The following is a 17,340-nucleotide window of genomic DNA, read 5'->3' as shown; positions in this document are numbered from 1 at the left end:
ACCACATGAACATCGCCTTTATCGGTCTTGGCAACATGGGCGCGCCGATGGCCGCCAATCTCGTCAAGGCCGGCCATGCCGTTACCGGTTTCGACACCCAGGCCCGCCCCGAGGGGCTGACCCTGGCCACCAGCGCCGCCGAGGCCGCGGCCGGCGCCGATGTCGTCATCACCATGCTGCCCAACGGGGCGATCCTGCGCGCGGTCGCGGATCAGGTGATCCCGGCCATGAAACCGGGCGCGGTGCTGTGCGACTGCTCGACCGTGGACGTGGACAGCGCCCGCGCCGTCGCCGAGCAGGCCGCCGCCCGGGGCCTGGGCGCGCTGGACGCGCCGGTGTCGGGCGGGGTCGGCGGCGCCGCGGGCGGCACGCTGACCTTCATGGTGGGTGGATCGGACGCGGCCTTTGCCACGGTGCAACCGCTGTTCGACATCATGGGCCAGAAGGCCGTGCACTGCGGCGCGGCCGGTGCCGGCCAGTCGGCCAAGATCTGCAACAACATGATCCTGGGCGTGACCATGATCGCCACCTGCGAGGCCTTTGCCCTGGCCGACAAGCTGGGGCTGGACCGGCAGAAGATGTTCGATGTCGTCTCGACCTCGTCGGGCTACAGCTGGACGATGAACGCCTATACGCCCGCGCCGGGCGTGGGCGCCAAATCGCCCGCCGACAACGGCTACAAGCCCGGGTTCGCGGCCGAGCTGATGCTGAAGGACCTGCGCCTGTCGCAACAGGCCGCCGAAAGTGCCGATGCCGACACGCCGATGGGGGCATTGGCCAAGGCGCTCTACGAACAGTTCGTCGAGGCCGAGGACGGGCGTGGCATGGACTTTTCGGCGATGTTGCCGCGGTTCGAAAAGCGCAGCCGGGGATGAGCGGCTGGGCCCGGCGGCTGTTTCCCGGCCTCGATCCGGCCGATTGCGCCCGGATCGAGGGCCTGCCCGTGCAGATGCTGCCGCAAGGCGCGCACCTGTTCGCGCCCGGGACCCGTGCCGAGGCCTTTGCCATCGTCCTGTCGGGCCGGATCGAGGTCAGCCTCACCGGCCCTTCGGGGCGCGAGATCCTGCTCTATGCCGTCGAGCCCGGTCAAAGCTGCATCCAGACGACGCTGGGCCTGCTGGGCAATGAGCCTTATTCGGGCGACGCGCTCTGCGTCGGGCCGGTGCGGCTGGTGCTGATCCCGGCGGCGCAATTCCACGCGTTGATGGCCAGCTCCGAGGCGTTCCGCGGTTTCGTCTTCCGCGCCCTCGCCGGGCGGATGAGCGACATGACCGCGTTGCTCGAACGCGTCGCCTTTACCCGGGTCGAGGCCCGTCTGGCCGCCGCGCTGCTCGAACTGGCCCGCGACGGCACGGTCGAGGCGACGCACGCCGACCTGGCGGCGCGGATCGGATCGGCGCGCGAGGTCGTCTCGCGCCGGCTCGAATCGATGGCCAGGCGCGGCCTGGTGGCGACCGACCGGGGCCGCGTGGCGCTGCGCGACCAGGCGGCCCTGGTGCGCCTGTCGCTGGCCGTGTGACCGGATCGGTGTGACCAGATCGGTGTGACCAGATCACTGTGCGAATCGCGCGCGCGGCCTATGATCCGCGCACGTTCCCGCATGAAAGGATTCCACCATGTTCGCGAACAACGTCGGCGGTATCGACCGCATCCTGCGCATCGTCGTCGGCATCGCCCTGATCGCCGGCTATTTCCTGTATCCCGATGCCGCCTATCGCTGGGCCTTCTGGATCGGGATCATCCCGCTGGTCACCGGCCTGTTCGGCACCTGCCCGCTGTATCGGTTGTTCGGCCTTTCGACCTGCCCGGTCAAACGCTGAGCCCCCGCGGGGTGGGCCGACACCGTCCCACCCCGCGCGCGGCGCACCCCTGCGCCCGCCGTCAGGCGGCCGCGTCCTCGGACGCCTGGCGGGCCCACATCTGCGCATAGCGCCCGCCCCGTGCCAGAAGCTGGGCATGGGCGCCCTCCTCGACCACCTCGCCCTGTTCCAGAACGACGATGCGGTCCGCATCGACGACCGTCGAAAGCCGGTGCGCGATGGTGATGACCGTCCGCCCGCGCCCGGCCGCGTTCAGGGAATCCTGGATCGACCGCTCGGTCTGGGTATCCAGCGCCGAGGTCGCCTCGTCCAGCAGCAGGATCGCGGGATCCTTGAGCAGGGTGCGTGCGATGCCCACGCGCTGCTTCTCGCCGCCCGACAGCTTCAGCCCGCGCTCGCCCACCGGCGTGTCATAGCCCTGCGGCAGTTCCAGGATGAAATCGTGGATCTTGGCCGCCCGGGCCGCGGCCTCGACCTCGGCCTGGGTGGCGTCGTCCTTGCCATAGGCGATGTTGTAATAGATCGAATCGTTGAACAGCACCGTGTCCTGCGGCACCACGCCGATCGCCGCGTGCAGGCTGTCCAGCGTCACCGTGCGGATGTCCTGACCGTCGATCGTCAGCCGCCCGCCGGTCACGTCGTAGAAGCGGAACAGCAACCGCCCGATGGTGGATTTGCCGCTGCCGGAGTGCCCGACCAGCGCGATCTTCTGCCCGGCCGGCACGTCGATGGTCACGCCCTTCAGGATCGGGCGTTCCGGATCGTAGGCAAAGCGCACATCCTCGAGCCGGACATGCCCCCCACCGAGGACCAGCGCCCGGGCGTCGGATTTCTCGACCACGTCGGGCTTGTGCTGAAGCAGGGCGAACATCTCGCCCATATCGACCAGCGCCTGGCGGATCTCGCGGTAGACCGTGCCCAGGAAGTTCAGGGGCATGGTGATCTGGATCATGTAGGCATTGACCATGACGAAATCGCCCACCGTCAGCGCGCCGTTCTGCACGCCGATCGCCGCCATGACCATCACCACGACCAGCCCCGCCGTAATCAGCGCCGACTGGCCGAAGTTCAGCAGCGCCAGCGAATAGGCGGTTTTCAGCGCCGCCCCCTCGTAGCGTTCCATCGAGGCGTCATAGCGCCGGGCCTCGCGGTCCTCGGCGTTGAAATACTTGACGGTTTCGAAGTTGAGCAGACTGTCGATCGCCTTCTGGTTGGCGTCGGTGTCCTGCTGGTTCATCTCGCGCCGGATCTTCACCCGCCACTCGGTCACCTTGAAGGTGAAGGCGACATACAGACCGATGGTCACGACGATGACCGCCAGATACCAGATGTCGAACATCCAGACCATGACCGCGCCGATCAGCGCCAGTTCCAGAACCAGCGGGCCGATGTTGAACAGCAGGAACCTGAGCAGGAAATCCACGCCCTTGACGCCGCGTTCGATGATCCGGCTCAGGCCGCCGGTCTTGCGCGTCAGGTGATAGCGCAGGCTCAGGCGATGGATATGGGTAAAGGTTTCGAGCGCCAGCTTGCGCAGCGCGCGCTGCCCGACCGCGGCAAAGATCCCGTCGCGCAACTGCTGGAACCCGTTGGTCATCAGCCGCGCCACGCCATAGGCGATCGTCAGCCCGACCGCGCCGATGCCGACCAGCCAGCCCGCATCCAGTTGCGAGGGCGCCAGCGCATCGACCGCCGCCTTGTAGAGCATCGGCGTGCCGACCGAGATCAGCTTGGACAACAGCAAGGCGACCATCGACAGCACGACCCGGGTCTTCATCCCGGATTCGCCCTCGGGCCACAGATAGGGGATCACGCGCCGGATCGTGGACCGCCCCGAGGCGGCGGAATCTGTCGGGTCCGAGGGGAGCGCGTTGGCGCTGGGGCGGTATCGCATGCGGGCGTCCTGGCTGGCTGGAGGTCAGAGGTAAGCCCTGGGGCCCGGGAATGCCAGCCCCGAGCGTCTATTGATCCGGCAGCGCAAAGATCTGCCCCGGATAGATCAGATCGGGATCGCGGATCTGGCTGCGGTTTGCGTTGTAGATCACCACATACCGCTCGCCCGCGCCGTAGCGCGCCTGCGAGATGGCCCACAGCGTGTTGCCCGGCTGCACGGTGATGAGCGCCGCGCGCGGTTGGGCAGAGGGTTGCACCGTGCCGGCGGCCTGACTGGCCGGGGCCGTCGCCACCGGAATTGCCGGACGGTCCGTTGTCACCGCGCTGCCGGCATCCGCAACAGTGGGCGTAACGGTGGGCGTCTCGGAAGGCGCGGCGCCCTGGGCGCGGGCGGCGGCGACGGTTTCGGGCGCCTCGCGCTGGAACGGGGTCTCAAAGCGCGACACCACACCGCCTGCATCGTTCAACTGGTCTACGCGCAGCGTGTAGACCCCCGGATCGACCGCCGGCAAGTCCGAGGTCCAGTCGCCGCTGTCGGCGCGCGTGACGGCGATGGGCCGGTTGTCCAGGTAGATCCGCAGATTGGCCGCGGGCGCGGATCGGGCGGCGCGCCCGGCGATCTGCACATCCCCGGTGCCGGAATAGCTGATCGAGTCGATGATGACGTTGTCCAGAACGGCGGGCGCCCGATCCAGGACCCGCACCGCGCCGTCACCCTGCACCAGAAATGCCGACGGCATCGCCGGCTGATCCGGGGCCTGCGGCGCGACGGCCTGGGGTTCGGCCTGCGCCAGAGCAAGCGGGGCCGGCGCGTCGGGGGCCGGCAGCGCGGCAGGGGCATCGGCGGCGGCAGCGGGGATCGGCAGCTCGGGCGCGGCGGCGTCGCTGGTGCCCGGCGCAAGGTCCCGGGTCGGCGCGGGAACGGGCGCGGGCACGGGCGCAGCAGGCTCGGCGGCCGCGACTTCGACCGCGCCTTGGACCGCGACGGGCGCAGCCTGCGGCTGCGGCCCCTCTTGCGCGGGGGCAGCCGGCGCGGGCACCTCGGCCGCGGGCGTCTGTGGTGCGGCGGCCAGCGCCACGGCGGTGTCACCAGCAGGCGGGCGCGGCGTCAGGATGACGACGTCGGGCGCCTGGGTGACGCGACCGTCGGCATCCGTCACCTCGAGCGTCATCGACTGCACGGCGGCGCTGGGGCCCAGCGTGAACAGGGCGACGAACTGGCCATTGGCATCGGCCGCGACCTGGGCCACGACGGCGCCATCGACGCGCAGGGTCACGGCCGCACCCGGCGCGGCGCGGCCCGCGACCAGCGCCCCGCCCTCGCGGTCCACGCGCACGACGTCGAAACCGGGGCCGGCAGGGTCCTGCGCCGCCGCGACCGGACCTGGCACGGCGTCATTGGGCGCGGCGTCAATGGGCGCGGCATCGGTGGGCGCCGGCAAGGCCGAAGCCAGCGGCGCGACCGGCGACGGCGCGGGCGCCGGCGCGTCCTCGTGCATCCGTGTCACGATCCAGCCCGCGACAGCAGCCGCGGTCAGCAGCGTCCCACCGCCCAGCGCAAAGATCAGGGATCGCGCCATTCGCCTTGCTCCATTCCTGCGCCGCCGGTCTGCCGGAAGGCGCGGTTCCGCCCTTGTTCCCTTCTAGCAACACCCGTATCTATGGGCAAAGCAAATCCACTCCCCTAAGTGTAGCGAGGATGCGATGCCCGCCTTTCCCCCGTCGGTCTGTGTTTTCTGTGGTTCGCGCCCGGGCACCCACCCGGCGATGATGCGGGCCGCCGCCGAAACCGGTGCCCTGCTGGCCCGGCGCGGTTGGCGACTGGTCTATGGGGCGGGCGACATCGGCCTGATGGGCGAGGTCGCGCGCGCGACGCAATCCGCCGGGGGCAAGACCTTTGGCGTCATTCCGACCCACCTGATGCAAGGCGAGGTCGCGCGGCGCGATCTGGACGCGCTGGTCATCACCGAGACGATGCACGAGCGCAAGACCGTGATGTTCGCGAATTCGCACGCCATTGTCGTGCTGCCGGGCGGCGCCGGCACGTTGGACGAGTTCTTCGAGGTGCTGACCTGGGCGCAGATCGGCCTGCACGCGAAACCCGTGGTGCTGCTGGACCAGGGCGGTTTCTGGCAACCGCTGCTGGCCCTTCTGGACCACCTGGTCGTGCAGGGCTTTGCTGCGGCGTCGCTCAGGGATCTGGTCACCGTCGCCGCCGATGTGCCCGCGCTCGACGCGGCGCTGACGCGGGCACTCGGCTGACCCCCGGGCTGGCGCGCGCCCGCCGCAGCCGATAAGGCAGTCGCCAGAGCTGGAGATCCCCAATGCGCACCCGTCTGACCCCGTTTCCTTATGCCTTGATCTATGCGGCGGTGACGCTGCTGCTGTATCAGCGCGCCCTGATGGGCTACGTGCTCGAACAGATCGACCCCGGCACGCGCGACGGGTTGGCGGTGCTGGCCCTGATCGAAGGGTTGCAGATCACCCTCAGCGTGCTGGCGATGACGGTGATCGGGCTGGTGTCGCCCTGGGCGATGAAGATCACGGGCGCGGGGCTGATGATCGTCAACGCCGCCGCGCAGCACTACATGCTGACCTATGGGGTGGTGCTGGATCCGACGATGATCGGCAACATCCTGAACACCAACCCCGGCGAGGCTGGCGGGCTGATCCACCCGCAGGTCCTGGTGACCGGGGTTCTCTGGGGGGTGCTGCCGGCCCTGGTGATGCTGGCGCTGCCGGTGCGGCGCGGGCGCCTGTTGCGCACGCTGGGCGCGCTGGTCGTGGTTCTGGCGCTGACGGCGGGCGGGGTCTATGCGGGCGCCGGGGTCTGGCTGTGGTTCGACCAGCACAACAGCCGCGTGGGGCCGCGCATCTTGCCCTGGGGCTATGTCGGCAACGCGCTGCGCTATGCCGGCGAATGGCAGCGGCGGAATCGGCCCGCGCATCCCCTGCCCGATCCGACCCTTGAACCGATGCACGGCCCGCGCACGCTGGTGGTGCTGGTCATCGGCGAGGCCGCGCGGCGCGATCACCTGGCGTATTTCGGATACGACCGCCCGACCGACCCGTTCACCCGTGATCTGGGGCTGGTGGCCTTTCCCGACGGGCGCAGTTGCGCCACCTATACGATCGGCTCTGTCGCCTGCATCCTGTCGCCGCAGGGCGACGCGGCCGAGGTGGACGACCCCTATGAAAACCTGCCCGCCTATCTGGCGCGCGCGGGCGTGCCGGTTCTGGTGCGCGAGAACAACACCGGCCTGCCACCGATCCCGAACGTGCCGGTGGTCACCGGCTTCGATCTGGCCGCGCAATGCGAGGGCGGCTGCCCCGAGGGCACGCACGATGCGATCCTGTTGCGCGGCCTGTCCGAGGCGCTGGAGGCGCAGGGTGGCGACCGGGCCTTTGCGCTGTTGCATTTCAACGGCAGCCACGGGCCCGAATATTATCGCAAATACCCCCCCGCGTTCGAGGAGTTCACCCCCACCTGCCAGACGACCCTGATCAACGACTGCGCCCCGCAATCGCTGGTGAATGCTTACGACAATTCGATCCGCTACACCGATTGGGTGCTGTCGCAACTGATCGCGCAGCTCGACGCCTTGCCTGACACGCAGGTGTTGCTGCTCTACCTGTCGGATCACGGCCAGTCGCTGGGCGAAGGCGGCGTCTACCTGCACGGCCTGCCCAACGCGCTGGCACCCGAGGCACAGCGGATGATCCCGTTCCTGGCCTGGATGGACGACGATTTCGCGCGGGCGCATGGCCTCGATCCGGCGCGGCTGGGACGGCCGATCCCCGACCCGCAGGATCGCATCTTCTCGACCGTGCTGGGCGCCCTGGGGATCGCCAGCCCGGCCTACCGCGCCGACCGCGACGTGCTGCGCCCGGGCGACGGCACGCGATGACCTGGTGGCAGATCCTGGCCCTGCCCCGCGCGCACTGGGCCCGGCACCGGCTGGGGATCCTGGCGACGCTGGCGGCAATCCTGCTGGCGGTGGTCTATCCGTCCGATCTGCCGGCCTATCGCGCCGCGCCGCACGATCCCGGCACGCCCCTGGTGCGGGCCACCGAAAACGGCCTGCGCCACCTGAACACTGTGGCGGCGATCGCGGTTCCGCTGGTGCTGCGCGACGCGACCGGGCTCAGGCAACTGGCGATGGCGACGATCGCGGGGCTTGTGGCCACGCATGGGCCGAAACGGCTGCTGGACGGGGTGGTGGTCGGCGGCACGCGGCTGGGGGAGCGGCCCTATGGTCCGCTTTCGCACCACAACATGCCGTCGGGGCATACCGCGCTGGCCTCGGCCGCGATGGGGTTCCTGGGGCGGCGTTATGGCTGGGGCTGGCTGGCGCTGACGCTGCCCGTCACCGTGCTGACGATGTGGGCGCGGCTGATGGAGAATGCCCACACCAACAGCGCGGTGATCGCTGGCGGCCTGATCGGCCTGCTGGTCACCGCCCTGTTCGTGACCCGCCGAAAGGTCAGTTCAACGGGATCGAATACACCACCGACAGCGTGTTGACGCCCGGATTCGACGCATAAAGCCCCGCGTTCGAGCGATGCTCGACCAACAGCGACACCTGCGCGCCGTTGCGCAAGTCGGTGCCGACCTCGATCCCGGTGGCGAATTCCAGCGCGCCGCCCAGATCGACCCCGTTGCCGCGGGCATATAGTCCCGGCATGAACGAGCCGCGCACGAACCATTGGGAATGGCCCGGGCGCAGCGTGTAGCTGACACCGCCGCCGATCCAGGCCGAGCGGTCGCTGGTCGCCCACAGGCCGGCCGCCCAGCTCCAGCCCCGGTCATGCGGCTGCCCGTGCCAGCGCAGCGCCAACGCCGTGCTGCTGGCGTCGGTGCGCCCAAGGGCAAAGCTGGTATAGGCGCTTTGCGCCATTCCGGGGCTTGCCAGCGCCGCGCTGGCGGCAAGTCCGAGAAGAAGGGTTCTGGGAAATGTCATCGTCTCAACAACCTTGGATTGCGCCACTCGACGCTCAACCTAGCGGATGGCCGGCGGGGAATCGACCCCCCCAGGGCCGATTTCCGACACACATGACCGCGATCAGAGGCCCAGCTTCTGCATCACCAGCGCATTGACCGCCGCCGGGTTGGCCTTTCCGCCCGTGGCCTTCATCACCTGCCCGACGAACCAGCCGGCCAGCTTGGGGTTCTGCTGCGCTTTTTCCACCTGCGCCGGGTTGGCCGCGATGATCTCGTCCACGGCTTTCTCGATCGCGCCGGTGTCCGTCACCTGCTTCATGCCGCGCGCCTCGACGATCGCCGCCGGATCGCCGCCCTCGGTCCAGAGGATCTCGAACAGGTCCTTGGCGATCTTGCCCGAGATATCGCCCGATTTGATCAGCGCGATGACGCCGCCCAGTTGCGCCGGGGTGACCGGGCTTTCGCCGATCTCCTGGCCTTCCTTTTTCAGGCGGCCGAACAGCTCGTTGATGACCCAGTTCGCGGCCAGCTTCCCGTCGCCGCCGGTGGCGACCACGGCCTCGAAGAAATCGGCGTTCTCGACCTCGGCGGTCAGCACCGAGGCGTCGTAATCGGTCAGGCCAAACACCTCGATGAAGCGCGTCTTCTTGGCGTCGGGCAGTTCCGGCATCGTCGCCGCGATGTCATCGACCCAGGCCTGCTCGATCTCAAGCGGCAGAAGGTCGGGATCGGGGAAATACCGATAATCCTGGGCCTCTTCCTTGGACCGCATCGAGCGCGTCTCGCCCTTGTCGGGGTCGTAGAGACGGGTTTCCTGATCGACCTTGCCGCCGTCTTCCAGAATGGCGATCTGGCGGCGCGCCTCGTAGTCGATGGCCTGCTGGATGAAGCGCATCGAGTTCATGTTCTTGATCTCGCAGCGGGTGCCCAGATGGCTGAAATCCTGCGTCGCCTGGTAGTTTTCATACTGGCCCGGGCGGCAGACCGAGACGTTCACATCGGCGCGCAGGTTGCCGTTCTGCATGTTGCCGTCGCAGGTGCCCAGATACCGCAGGATCTGCCTGAGCTTGGCGACATAGGCCGCCGCTTCCTCGGGGCCGCGGATATCGGGGCGGCTGACGATCTCCATCAGCGGCACGCCGGTGCGGTTCAGGTCGATGAAGGACATGTTCGGGTCCATGTCATGGATCGATTTGCCCGCGTCCTGTTCGACGTGGATGCGCTCGATGCGGACCTTGCGCGCGACCCCGGGGGCCATCTCGACCAGGACTTCGCCCTCGCCCACCAGGGGGTGATAGAGCTGGCTGATCTGATACCCCTGCGGGTTGTCGGGATAGAAGTAATTCTTGCGGTCAAAGGCCGAGCGCAGGTTGATCTGCGCCTTCAGACCCAGCCCGGTTCGCACCGCCTGTTCGATGCAGAATTCGTTGACCACGGGCAGCATCCCGGGCATCGCCGCATCGACAAAGGCCACGTTCGAATTCGGCTCGGCGCCGAATTTCGTGCTGGCGCCCGAGAACAGCTTGGCCTGGGTTGAAACCTGGGCGTGGATTTCCATGCCGATGACCAGTTCCCAGTCGCCGGTCGCGCCGGCAATCACCTTGGGCGGGGGGGCATCAAAACTGAGGTCGAGCATGGCGCGGGGTTCCCTGAGTTGCTGTCTCGCGGTCCTTGCGTCTTAGGACAGGGCCGCGAGGGGGGCAAGAGGAACCGCGCCGGTCGCGCCGCTCAGGTCAGGCTGGCCTTCCATTGCTCGCGCTGGATCATGCGCTTCTTCATCGCCCTGAGGGCCGCCGCGCGTTCCTCCTGCGCGGCCGAATTGTCCGGCTGCGGGTCCTGAGCGCGCCGCTCAACCGGACGCGGCTGAAGCACGCGAAAGCGGACGAACAGGCTCATGAACGCGACGGTCCAGTTGACGATCGCTATCGGGATCAGGGCAAAGCACGCGATCACCAGGCCGACGGTCTCGGCCGTTGACAGCCCGCTGATCGACAGTCGCGGGGTCTTGGCCGCGTCATGCAGCATGTCGAACCGGGCGGCCGACAGAACGCCGGCCCAGTCGAACCCCATCAGGGTCAGCAAGACCTGCACCTGGATGGGGGCCACGAACAGCCCAAACAGAAAGAAGGCGGCGATCCCCGCCCCGGTCGAACCGGGCCGCAGCAGGAACCGGGGCCGCGCCGATTCCGAGATCAGTTGCAACGCGACCGCGACCCCCAGCAGCGAGGCGATCGCCACGGCGGTCATGGGAATCTGGCCCGTCCACCGGCCCGAAACCTGGGCAAAGACAAGAAACGGGACGAACAGCAGACCATACCAGCCCAGCACTCTTTGCAGGAATACATGAAGACGCTGGCCGAAGGTTTGGGGCAGGACAGGCATGGGAATCAAGCACCTCTCAAAAGGAACACGCCCAGGTTAACGCCCGGTTATGGCCAAAGAATGGCAACCGGCGCCTTTCCGCGCACCCGTCGCGCTGCCCGGCGCGGCCGGCTTGCGGAACCTGCGGGCCTGCCGCATGTCCACAAGGGCCCCAACGCAAAGGACGCCCGATGCGGCTTGCCCTGATCCTCGTCGCCGGACTGGCCGCCTGTGCCAGCGCACCCCAGGCCGACACCGGCCCGGCCATCGCCGCGCGCTGGAATCACCGCGCCGAGGCCAGCGCCTGGAACGACGCCATGATGCGCGCGCTGATGACCCACGGCACCGCGATGGTGCACAGCGTGCCGGCCGACGTGACCACGTTTTGCCCCCGATACGAAAGCGCGACCGCACGCGAGCGGGCAGCGTTCTACGTGGCGTTCTTTTCGGGCCTCGCGCGGTTCGAAAGCACCTGGAACCCCCGCGCCTCAGGCGGCGGCGGGGCGTATCGCGGTCTGCTGCAGATCGCCCCCGCGACGGCGCGCCACCACGGGTGCGACCTGCCCGAGGCCGGGCTCTACGACGGCGCCGCCAACCTGGCCTGCGCGGTGCGGATCGCCAACGCCGCCGTCACCCGCGACGGCGTTCTTGCCCGCGGCGCCGGCGGCGTTGCCGCCGACTGGCCGCCGATGCGCAACCCCGACCACCGCCGCGAGGTCGCGGCCTTCACCGCCGCCCTGCCCCAGTGCCGTGACTGACGCGGCGACGAGTGACGCAGCGACGGGCGGGTCTCATTTCCCGGATGGGGGCGCTGTCGTCCCGGGATTGCCCCGGGGATCGGCCACCTCGTCGCGGAACTGGCGCAAGACGACCTGCCACCACTGGATGCAATCGTCGAAATTCTCGGCCGTGACGCCGCCGGCCAGGTTCACGTCCCACTCGATGGTCGCGTTGTTGCGATTGTCGAGATACGCGGCCGAAAACCGCCGGTCGCGGTTCCACTGGTTGACCTGCTCCAGCGTATAGGCGTCGGTCGCTTCCCACCATGCCCGAAACTGGACCGAGGTGCAGTTCTGATGCGCATCGTCGCAATTCAGGAATGTGATGGTGTAGACCGTGCCGTCCATCTCGCCGCGCAGCCAGACGCCCTGGTCGTCCTGGCGCCGCTCGATCGTGCCATAGGCGCGCGCCAGATCCATGATGCGGTCCACGTCATTGCCGGTGACCATGCCGCCGATCTGCGCAACGGCAGGCACCGTCGAGCAGGCCAGCATCGCCGAAACAAACAACCCCTTGAGTATGGTTTGCATGAGAATCCCTCCGTGAAATTGCCCTCACGCTAGCACCGCGCCGCCCGGCCTCTCAATCAAAACCATGCAACGCGCCCCCGCCAGGCCGCGCTGGCGGCTTGCAATATGGGCGCGATTGCCGCAAAAGGCGCTGAAACGCAGGCGGATCATCCTCATGTATGAATACAAGGTCGTTCCCGCGCCACTGCGCGCGGCCAAAGCCAAGGGTCTGAAGACCGTGGCCGATCGCTTTGCCAGCACTCTGGCGGAACGGATCAACGCCGAGGCCGCCGGGGGCTGGCAATTCGTTCGCACCGAAACCCTGCCTTGCGAAGAGCGCAAGCGTTTCGGCGGAACGCGCTCCAGCACGCAGGTGGTCATGATCTTTGCACGCCCCTTGGGCCAGACCCGGCCGGATGCCAGCGCCGCGCTGATCGCCGCCCAACAGTTCGAGGCCGCACCCCAGGCGGCGACTGGCTACGAGGCCGAATACGCCGCCGCCTATGCCGAGGCGCGCCCCGACGACGACACCTTTGCCACCGCGCACCCCTACGAGACCCCGCACGACGACCAGCCGGACCCCGCCTATCCGCCCGAACCGCTGGCGCCGCCCACGCCGCCGCAGCCCCGGCGCGAACCCGTGTTCCGCGCGGGCGCCATGCTGCGCGGCGAAGGTCCGGCGGCCCGCATCGAGCCGGTTCTGCGCCCCCGCGGCCACCGCACCGACGAGGACTGACCCGGCCGGTTCCGGCCGGCCGCGCAATTCCGCGGCACGGGGCCCTTTTCATTCCCCCCCCGAAACCCGTAAACTCTCGCCTCCGACTCGTGCCCCCGGCGTCCGACCATGCCAACCCGGCACCGGACACGGGCGGCACAGTGATGACAGGCTGACCAGCGGCAGGACCGATGACGCGAGATCCGTTCAACTTCGACATCCGGGCTTCGACCGACAAGAAAAAGCGCACCCGCGGGCGACGCGGCATGTCTGGCGCGGTCGAAACCTCGGCCCGGCAATGCCAGCATCCCGGGTGCACCGAGGCCGGCCAGTATCGCGCGCCCCGCTCGCCCGACGCGCTGGACGACTACCTGTGGTTCTGCAAGGACCACGTGCGCGAATACAACCTGCGCTGGAACTTCTTTTCGGGGCAGACCGAATCCGAAATGGCCGACACGATGGAACGCGATCGCGTCTGGGGCCGCGCCACCGACGCCTTCGGCACCAATCGCGAGGCCAAGGGCTGGGCCCGCCACGGCATCGACGATCCCTTCCAGGTGCTGGGTGAAAAGGCCACCCAGCGCCGCGCGGACCCGCGCACCCGCGCCGGCGCCACCCGCAAACTGCCGGCGACGGAACGCAAGGCACTGGAAATCCTCGACGCCCGCGACACCTGGTCCCGCGTCGAAATCCGCAAGCAATACAAGAGCCTGGTCAAGGATCTTCACCCGGATCTCAACGGCGGAAACCGCGCCGACGAAGAACGCCTGCAAGAGGTCGTCTGGGCCTGGGACCAGATCAAGGAAAGCCGCAACTTCCGCGACTGACGCCGCGCCCGATCATCTTGTCCGAAATACGCACGGGGATTTTCAAGGGGGCCGTGGCCCCCTTGAAGCGGGGGGTTCGGGGGGCAGCCGCCCCCCGACACCGTCCGCCCCCGCGCCACACCCGCCCGCGTCGCGGGCCGGCGCTATTCCGCCGCCAGCTTGAAGACCGGCTCCATCCCCGCCAGATCGGCATCCGACAGGTGGCACTTGATCTGGTGGCCGCCCTCAAGCCGCCGCATCGGCGGCATCTCGCGCTCGCACAATCCGCCCGGCACCTGCGATTTCCAGCGGCAGCGCGTCTGGAACGGGCAGCCCGGCGGCGGGTTAACGGCCGACGGAATATCCCCCTCCAGCACGATGCGTTTCTTCTCGATCCGCGTGTCTGCGATCGGCACCGCCGACAGCAGCGCCTCGGTATAGGGGTGGTAGGGCGGCGCAAAGACCTGGTCCGTGGTGCCCAGTTCCACCACATGGCCCAGATACATCACCAGCACCCGGTCGCTGAGATAGCGCACGATGCTGAGATCGTGCGAGATGAACAAGAGCGTGGTGTGGTGCTCGCGCTGGATGTCCATCAGCAATTGCGTCACCGCCGCCTGCACCGACACGTCGAGCGCCGAGACCGGCTCGTCCGCGATCACCACCTTGGCATTCCCGGCAAAGGCGCGCGCGATCCCCACCCGCTGCTTCTGCCCGCCCGACAACTGGCGCGGCATCCGGGTGGCGAATTCGCGCGGCAGTTTGACCAGATCCAGCAATTCCAGCATCCGCTGCTGGCGCGCGCCGTCGCTGTCGCCGACGCCGAAGATTTCCAGCGCCCGCACGATCTGCCGGCCCACCGTCATCGACGGATTGAGCGTGTCGAACGGGTTCTGGAACACCATCTGCAACGACGACACGGTATCGGTGTTGCGCTGCTGGATCGGCGTGTTCTGCACGTTCTCGTCGAACAGCATGATGTTTCCCGCGGTCGCCGTTTCCAGCCCCATCAGCACCTTGGCAAAGGTGGACTTGCCGCAGCCAGACTCGCCGACGATGGCCAGCGTCTCGCCCTCGCGCGCGTCGAAGCTGAGGGTTTCATTGGCCTTCACCACCTTGGTGTCCCCGCCCGAGAACAGCGACGAGGCCGCGACCTCGTAGTATTTGCGCACGTCGTCCATCCGCAGCACGACCTCGCCGATGGTCGATGCGTCGTGCTGCACGGCGGCGGGCAGCGGCGCGTCCCAGTCGATCGCGTCGAACTTCAGGCAGCGGCTGTCGTGGCGGGTGTCGCCGGCGACCGGCGCCATGGCGATGTCGGTCGCGTCGCACTGCCCGGCCTGGAAATAATCGCAACGCGGACCAAAGTTGCAGCCGTTCGGCCGTTCATGCGGCAGCGGAAAGTTGCCGGGAATGGCGCGCAGCGGGCGCGTGGTCTTGTCGGCGCCGGGCAGCGGGATCGACCGGAACAGCGCCTGCGTATAGGGGTGGCGCATCTTGTCGAACACGTCCTTGATGTCGCCCGTTTCGACCGCCTCGCCGGAATACATCACGGTGATGCGGTCGCAGACCTCCATCACCAGGCCCAGGTTGTGCGAGATGAACAGCATCGAGGTGCCGTATTTCTCGGCCAGATCGTTGACCAGATCGACGATCCCGGCCTCGACCGTGACATCGAGCGCGGTGGTCGGCTCGTCGAGGATCAGAAGCGCCGGTTTGGACATCAGCGCCATGGCGATGACGATGCGCTGCTGCTGACCGCCCGACAACTGGTGCGGATAGGAATTGAGGATCCGGTCCGGGTCCGGCAGGCGCACGTCAGCCACCAGTTGCCGGGCCAGCGCCAGCGCGTCCGATCTGGACATGCCGCCGTGGATCATCGGCACCTCGGCCAGTTGCGCGCCGATCTTCATCGCCGGGTTCAGCGACGCCATGGGTTCCTGGTAGATCATGGCGATCTCGGACCCGCGCAGGCCGCGCAGGTCCTCTTGCGACATGTTTGTCAGGTCTCGGCCCTTGAACCGGATGCTGCCGCCGACGATCCGGCCGTTCACCCCAAGATCGCGCATCACCGCTAGCGCGACCGTGGACTTGCCGCAGCCCGATTCCCCCACCAGGCCCATCGCCTCGCCGGGCATGACGGTGCAGGAAAAATCCATCACCGCCGGGATCTCGCGCAGGCGGGTGAAGAAGCTGATCGAGAGGTTCTCGATTTCGAGGATCGGCTGGTCGGGGGTCCAGGTGGTCATCGGTCTCTCCTGTGTCGGTGGACGGGCCGGGGGTTCACACCCCCGGACCCCCGTGGAGTCATTGCGGCGAAATGAGGGGACGCGCCGCGGTCATCAGTCCCTGAGGCTTTCTTCCCTGAGCCCGTCGGCCAGCAGGTTCAGGCCCAGAACCAGGCTCATCAGGCTGATGGCCGGCACCAGCGCGGGGTGCGGGTAGACCGTCAGCAACCGACGCCCGGCGTTGATGGTCGAGCCCCAGTCCGGGCTTTCGGGACTGACGCCCAGGCCGAAGAAACCGAGCGTGCCCAAAAGGATCGTCGTATAGCCGATGCGCAGGCAGAAATCGACGATCAGCGGGCCGCGCGCGTTCGGCAGGATCTCCCACAGCATGATATACCAGGGGCCCTCGCCCCGGGTCTGGGCGGCGGCGACGTAATCGCGGGTCTTGATGTCCAGCGTGATGCCGCGCACGATGCGGAACACCGTCGGCGCGTTCACGAAGACCACCGCGACGAAGACGTTCAGCAGGTTGGGCGACATCGACCACAGGCCGACCGGATCGGCGTTGAACACCAGCCCCGCATAGGCCCAGGCCCCGACCAGCAGCACCACGCCAACATAGAGGTTGCGCTTTGGCGGCTGGGTGAAGAACCGGCTGTTCAGCAACACCGTGACGAACAGGATCGGGGCCAGGAACAGCACCCCGGCCATCACCTTGGGGATGATGGTCTGCTGGATCTCGGGCGCGACCAGCAGGAAGAACAGCAAGATCACCGGGAAGGCCAGCACCAGGTTGGCCAGAAAGGTCAACCCGGTGTCCAGCTTGCCGCCGAAATAGCCGGCGGGCAGGCCCAGCGAAATGCCGATCATGAAGCTGATCATCGCTGCGAAGGGGGCGATCCGCAGCACCTCGCGCGCGCCCATCACCATGCGCGAGAAGACGTCGCGCGCCAGGCTGTCCCCACCGAAAAGGTAATAGGGATAAAGATCCGTCGGCGCGCGCAGCGCCGAGCCCGGCGCGGCGTTCCTGAGCCCGCTGACCTGCGCCAGAGGGTCATGCGTGACGATCAGCCCGGCGAAGAGCGCGGTATACAGCCAGAACATCACGATGCCGAAACCGATCATGCCGATCGGGGAATCGAAAAGCTTGCCATACAGGCCCAGCCGCCGCCGGAAGCGGATCGACAGGGCAAAGGTCACGACCAGGGCGATCCAGACCGGCAGAAACTGCTGGGCGGCGCGGGCCAGGATATCGAACCAGCTGAGGGGGTCCATGCGCGCGTCTC

17 protein-coding genes are annotated in these 17,340 nt (G+C 68.0%); 9 read left to right on the top strand and 8 right to left on the bottom strand.

Annotated elements, in window-relative coordinates; genetic code table 11:
* The first annotated feature begins 5 nt into the window (after nt 1-5).
* From mmsB to H6900_10980, 3 genes are all read left to right on the top strand, one after another.
* Nucleotides 6-875: a 3-hydroxyisobutyrate dehydrogenase gene (mmsB, locus tag H6900_10990; GenBank protein ID MCC0073799.1), complete on the top strand. Its 870-nt coding sequence runs from the start codon at nt 6-8 to the stop codon at nt 873-875.
* On the top strand, nt 872-1,519 hold the full coding sequence (locus tag H6900_10985) for a Crp/Fnr family transcriptional regulator (GenBank protein MCC0073798.1): 648 nt from the start codon (nt 872-874) through the stop codon (nt 1,517-1,519). Before mmsB ends, H6900_10985 begins: the two co-directional genes overlap by 4 nt.
* 97 nt (nt 1,520-1,616) lie before the next feature.
* Entirely contained in the window at nt 1,617-1,820 is a 204-nt protein-coding gene (locus H6900_10980) for a DUF2892 domain-containing protein (GenBank protein ID MCC0073797.1), read from the top strand.
* Nucleotides 1,821-1,881: 61 nt separating this feature from the next.
* Here H6900_10980 and H6900_10975 read toward each other — a convergent pair whose 3' ends face one another.
* Together H6900_10975 and H6900_10970 are read right to left on the bottom strand one after the other, a co-directional pair.
* Nucleotides 1,882-3,714: an ABC transporter ATP-binding protein/permease gene (locus H6900_10975; protein MCC0073796.1), complete on the bottom strand. Its 1,833-nt coding sequence runs from the start codon at nt 3,712-3,714 to the stop codon at nt 1,882-1,884.
* A gap of 67 nt (nt 3,715-3,781) precedes the next feature.
* Nucleotides 3,782-4,453 carry a LysM peptidoglycan-binding domain-containing protein gene (locus H6900_10970; protein ID MCC0073795.1) on the bottom strand — a complete coding sequence of 224 codons (672 nt, stop codon included), beginning with the start codon at nt 4,451-4,453 and terminating at the stop codon, nt 3,782-3,784.
* A 964-nt stretch (nt 4,454-5,417) separates the two neighbouring features.
* On the opposite strand from H6900_10970, the gene H6900_10965 reads away from it, so the two are divergent.
* The 3 genes from H6900_10965 to H6900_10955 all read left to right on the top strand — a co-directional run bounded on the left by H6900_10965 (nt 5,418) and on the right by H6900_10955 (nt 8,238).
* Nucleotides 5,418-5,975 carry a TIGR00730 family Rossman fold protein gene (locus H6900_10965; protein MCC0073794.1) on the top strand — a complete coding sequence of 186 codons (558 nt, stop codon included), beginning with the start codon at nt 5,418-5,420 and terminating at the stop codon, nt 5,973-5,975.
* 62 nt (nt 5,976-6,037) lie between these two features.
* Nucleotides 6,038-7,621: a sulfatase-like hydrolase/transferase gene (locus H6900_10960; GenBank protein MCC0073793.1), complete on the top strand. Its 1,584-nt coding sequence runs from the start codon at nt 6,038-6,040 to the stop codon at nt 7,619-7,621.
* A complete protein-coding gene (locus H6900_10955) occupies nt 7,618-8,238 on the top strand; it encodes a phosphatase PAP2 family protein (GenBank protein MCC0073792.1) in 621 nt (206 codons plus the stop codon). Before H6900_10960 ends, H6900_10955 begins: the two co-directional genes overlap by 4 nt.
* Here the strand turns inward: H6900_10955 and H6900_10950 are convergent.
* From H6900_10950 to H6900_10940, 3 genes are all read right to left on the bottom strand, one after another.
* Nucleotides 8,198-8,674: an acyloxyacyl hydrolase gene (locus tag H6900_10950; protein MCC0073791.1), complete on the bottom strand. Its 477-nt coding sequence runs from the start codon at nt 8,672-8,674 to the stop codon at nt 8,198-8,200. The genes H6900_10955 and H6900_10950 overlap by 41 nt on opposite strands.
* A 102-nt stretch (nt 8,675-8,776) precedes the next feature.
* Complete coding sequence (gatB, locus tag H6900_10945; protein MCC0073790.1) at nt 8,777-10,291, bottom strand: Asp-tRNA(Asn)/Glu-tRNA(Gln) amidotransferase subunit GatB; 1,515 nt, start codon at nt 10,289-10,291, stop codon at nt 8,777-8,779.
* Nucleotides 10,292-10,383: 92 nt separating this feature from the next.
* Nucleotides 10,384-11,037, bottom strand: coding sequence for a hypothetical protein (locus tag H6900_10940; protein MCC0073789.1), 654 nt, complete (start codon nt 11,035-11,037; stop codon nt 10,384-10,386).
* Nucleotides 11,038-11,207: 170 nt separating this feature from the next.
* On the opposite strand from H6900_10940, the gene H6900_10935 reads away from it, so the two are divergent.
* On the top strand, nt 11,208-11,774 hold the full coding sequence (locus H6900_10935; protein MCC0073788.1) for a transglycosylase SLT domain-containing protein: 567 nt from the start codon (nt 11,208-11,210) through the stop codon (nt 11,772-11,774).
* Between the two features lie 33 nt (nt 11,775-11,807).
* On the opposite strand, the gene H6900_10930 is transcribed toward H6900_10935, so the two are convergent.
* Nucleotides 11,808-12,326 carry a YbjN domain-containing protein gene (locus H6900_10930; GenBank protein MCC0073787.1) on the bottom strand — a complete coding sequence of 173 codons (519 nt, stop codon included), beginning with the start codon at nt 12,324-12,326 and terminating at the stop codon, nt 11,808-11,810.
* Between the two features lie 154 nt (nt 12,327-12,480).
* Between H6900_10930 and H6900_10925 the strand changes: the two genes are divergently transcribed.
* Both H6900_10925 and H6900_10920 read left to right on the top strand, forming a co-directional pair.
* Nucleotides 12,481-13,041 carry a DUF4177 domain-containing protein gene (locus H6900_10925; protein ID MCC0073786.1) on the top strand — a complete coding sequence of 187 codons (561 nt, stop codon included), beginning with the start codon at nt 12,481-12,483 and terminating at the stop codon, nt 13,039-13,041.
* Between the two features lie 170 nt (nt 13,042-13,211).
* The gene (locus H6900_10920) at nt 13,212-13,847 is read left to right on the top strand and encodes a J domain-containing protein (GenBank protein MCC0073785.1); all 636 of its coding nucleotides are present in this window, start codon (nt 13,212-13,214) and stop codon (nt 13,845-13,847) included.
* A 143-nt stretch (nt 13,848-13,990) separates the two neighbouring features.
* Here H6900_10920 and H6900_10915 read toward each other — a convergent pair whose 3' ends face one another.
* Together H6900_10915 and H6900_10910 are read right to left on the bottom strand one after the other, a co-directional pair.
* A complete protein-coding gene (locus tag H6900_10915) occupies nt 13,991-16,075 on the bottom strand; it encodes an ABC transporter ATP-binding protein (protein MCC0073784.1) in 2,085 nt (694 codons plus the stop codon).
* A 93-nt stretch (nt 16,076-16,168) separates the two neighbouring features.
* Nucleotides 16,169-17,329: an ABC transporter permease gene (locus H6900_10910; protein MCC0073783.1), complete on the bottom strand. Its 1,161-nt coding sequence runs from the start codon at nt 17,327-17,329 to the stop codon at nt 16,169-16,171.
* Nucleotides 17,330-17,340 lie beyond the last annotated feature (11 nt).

Origin of the sequence: Rhodobacter sp., from assembly GCA_020637515.1 — a bacterium.
GTDB lineage: Bacteria > Pseudomonadota > Alphaproteobacteria > Rhodobacterales > Rhodobacteraceae > Pararhodobacter.
Note: the sequence above shows the minus strand (reverse complement) of the source record. Positions and strands in the feature narration are given on the sequence as shown.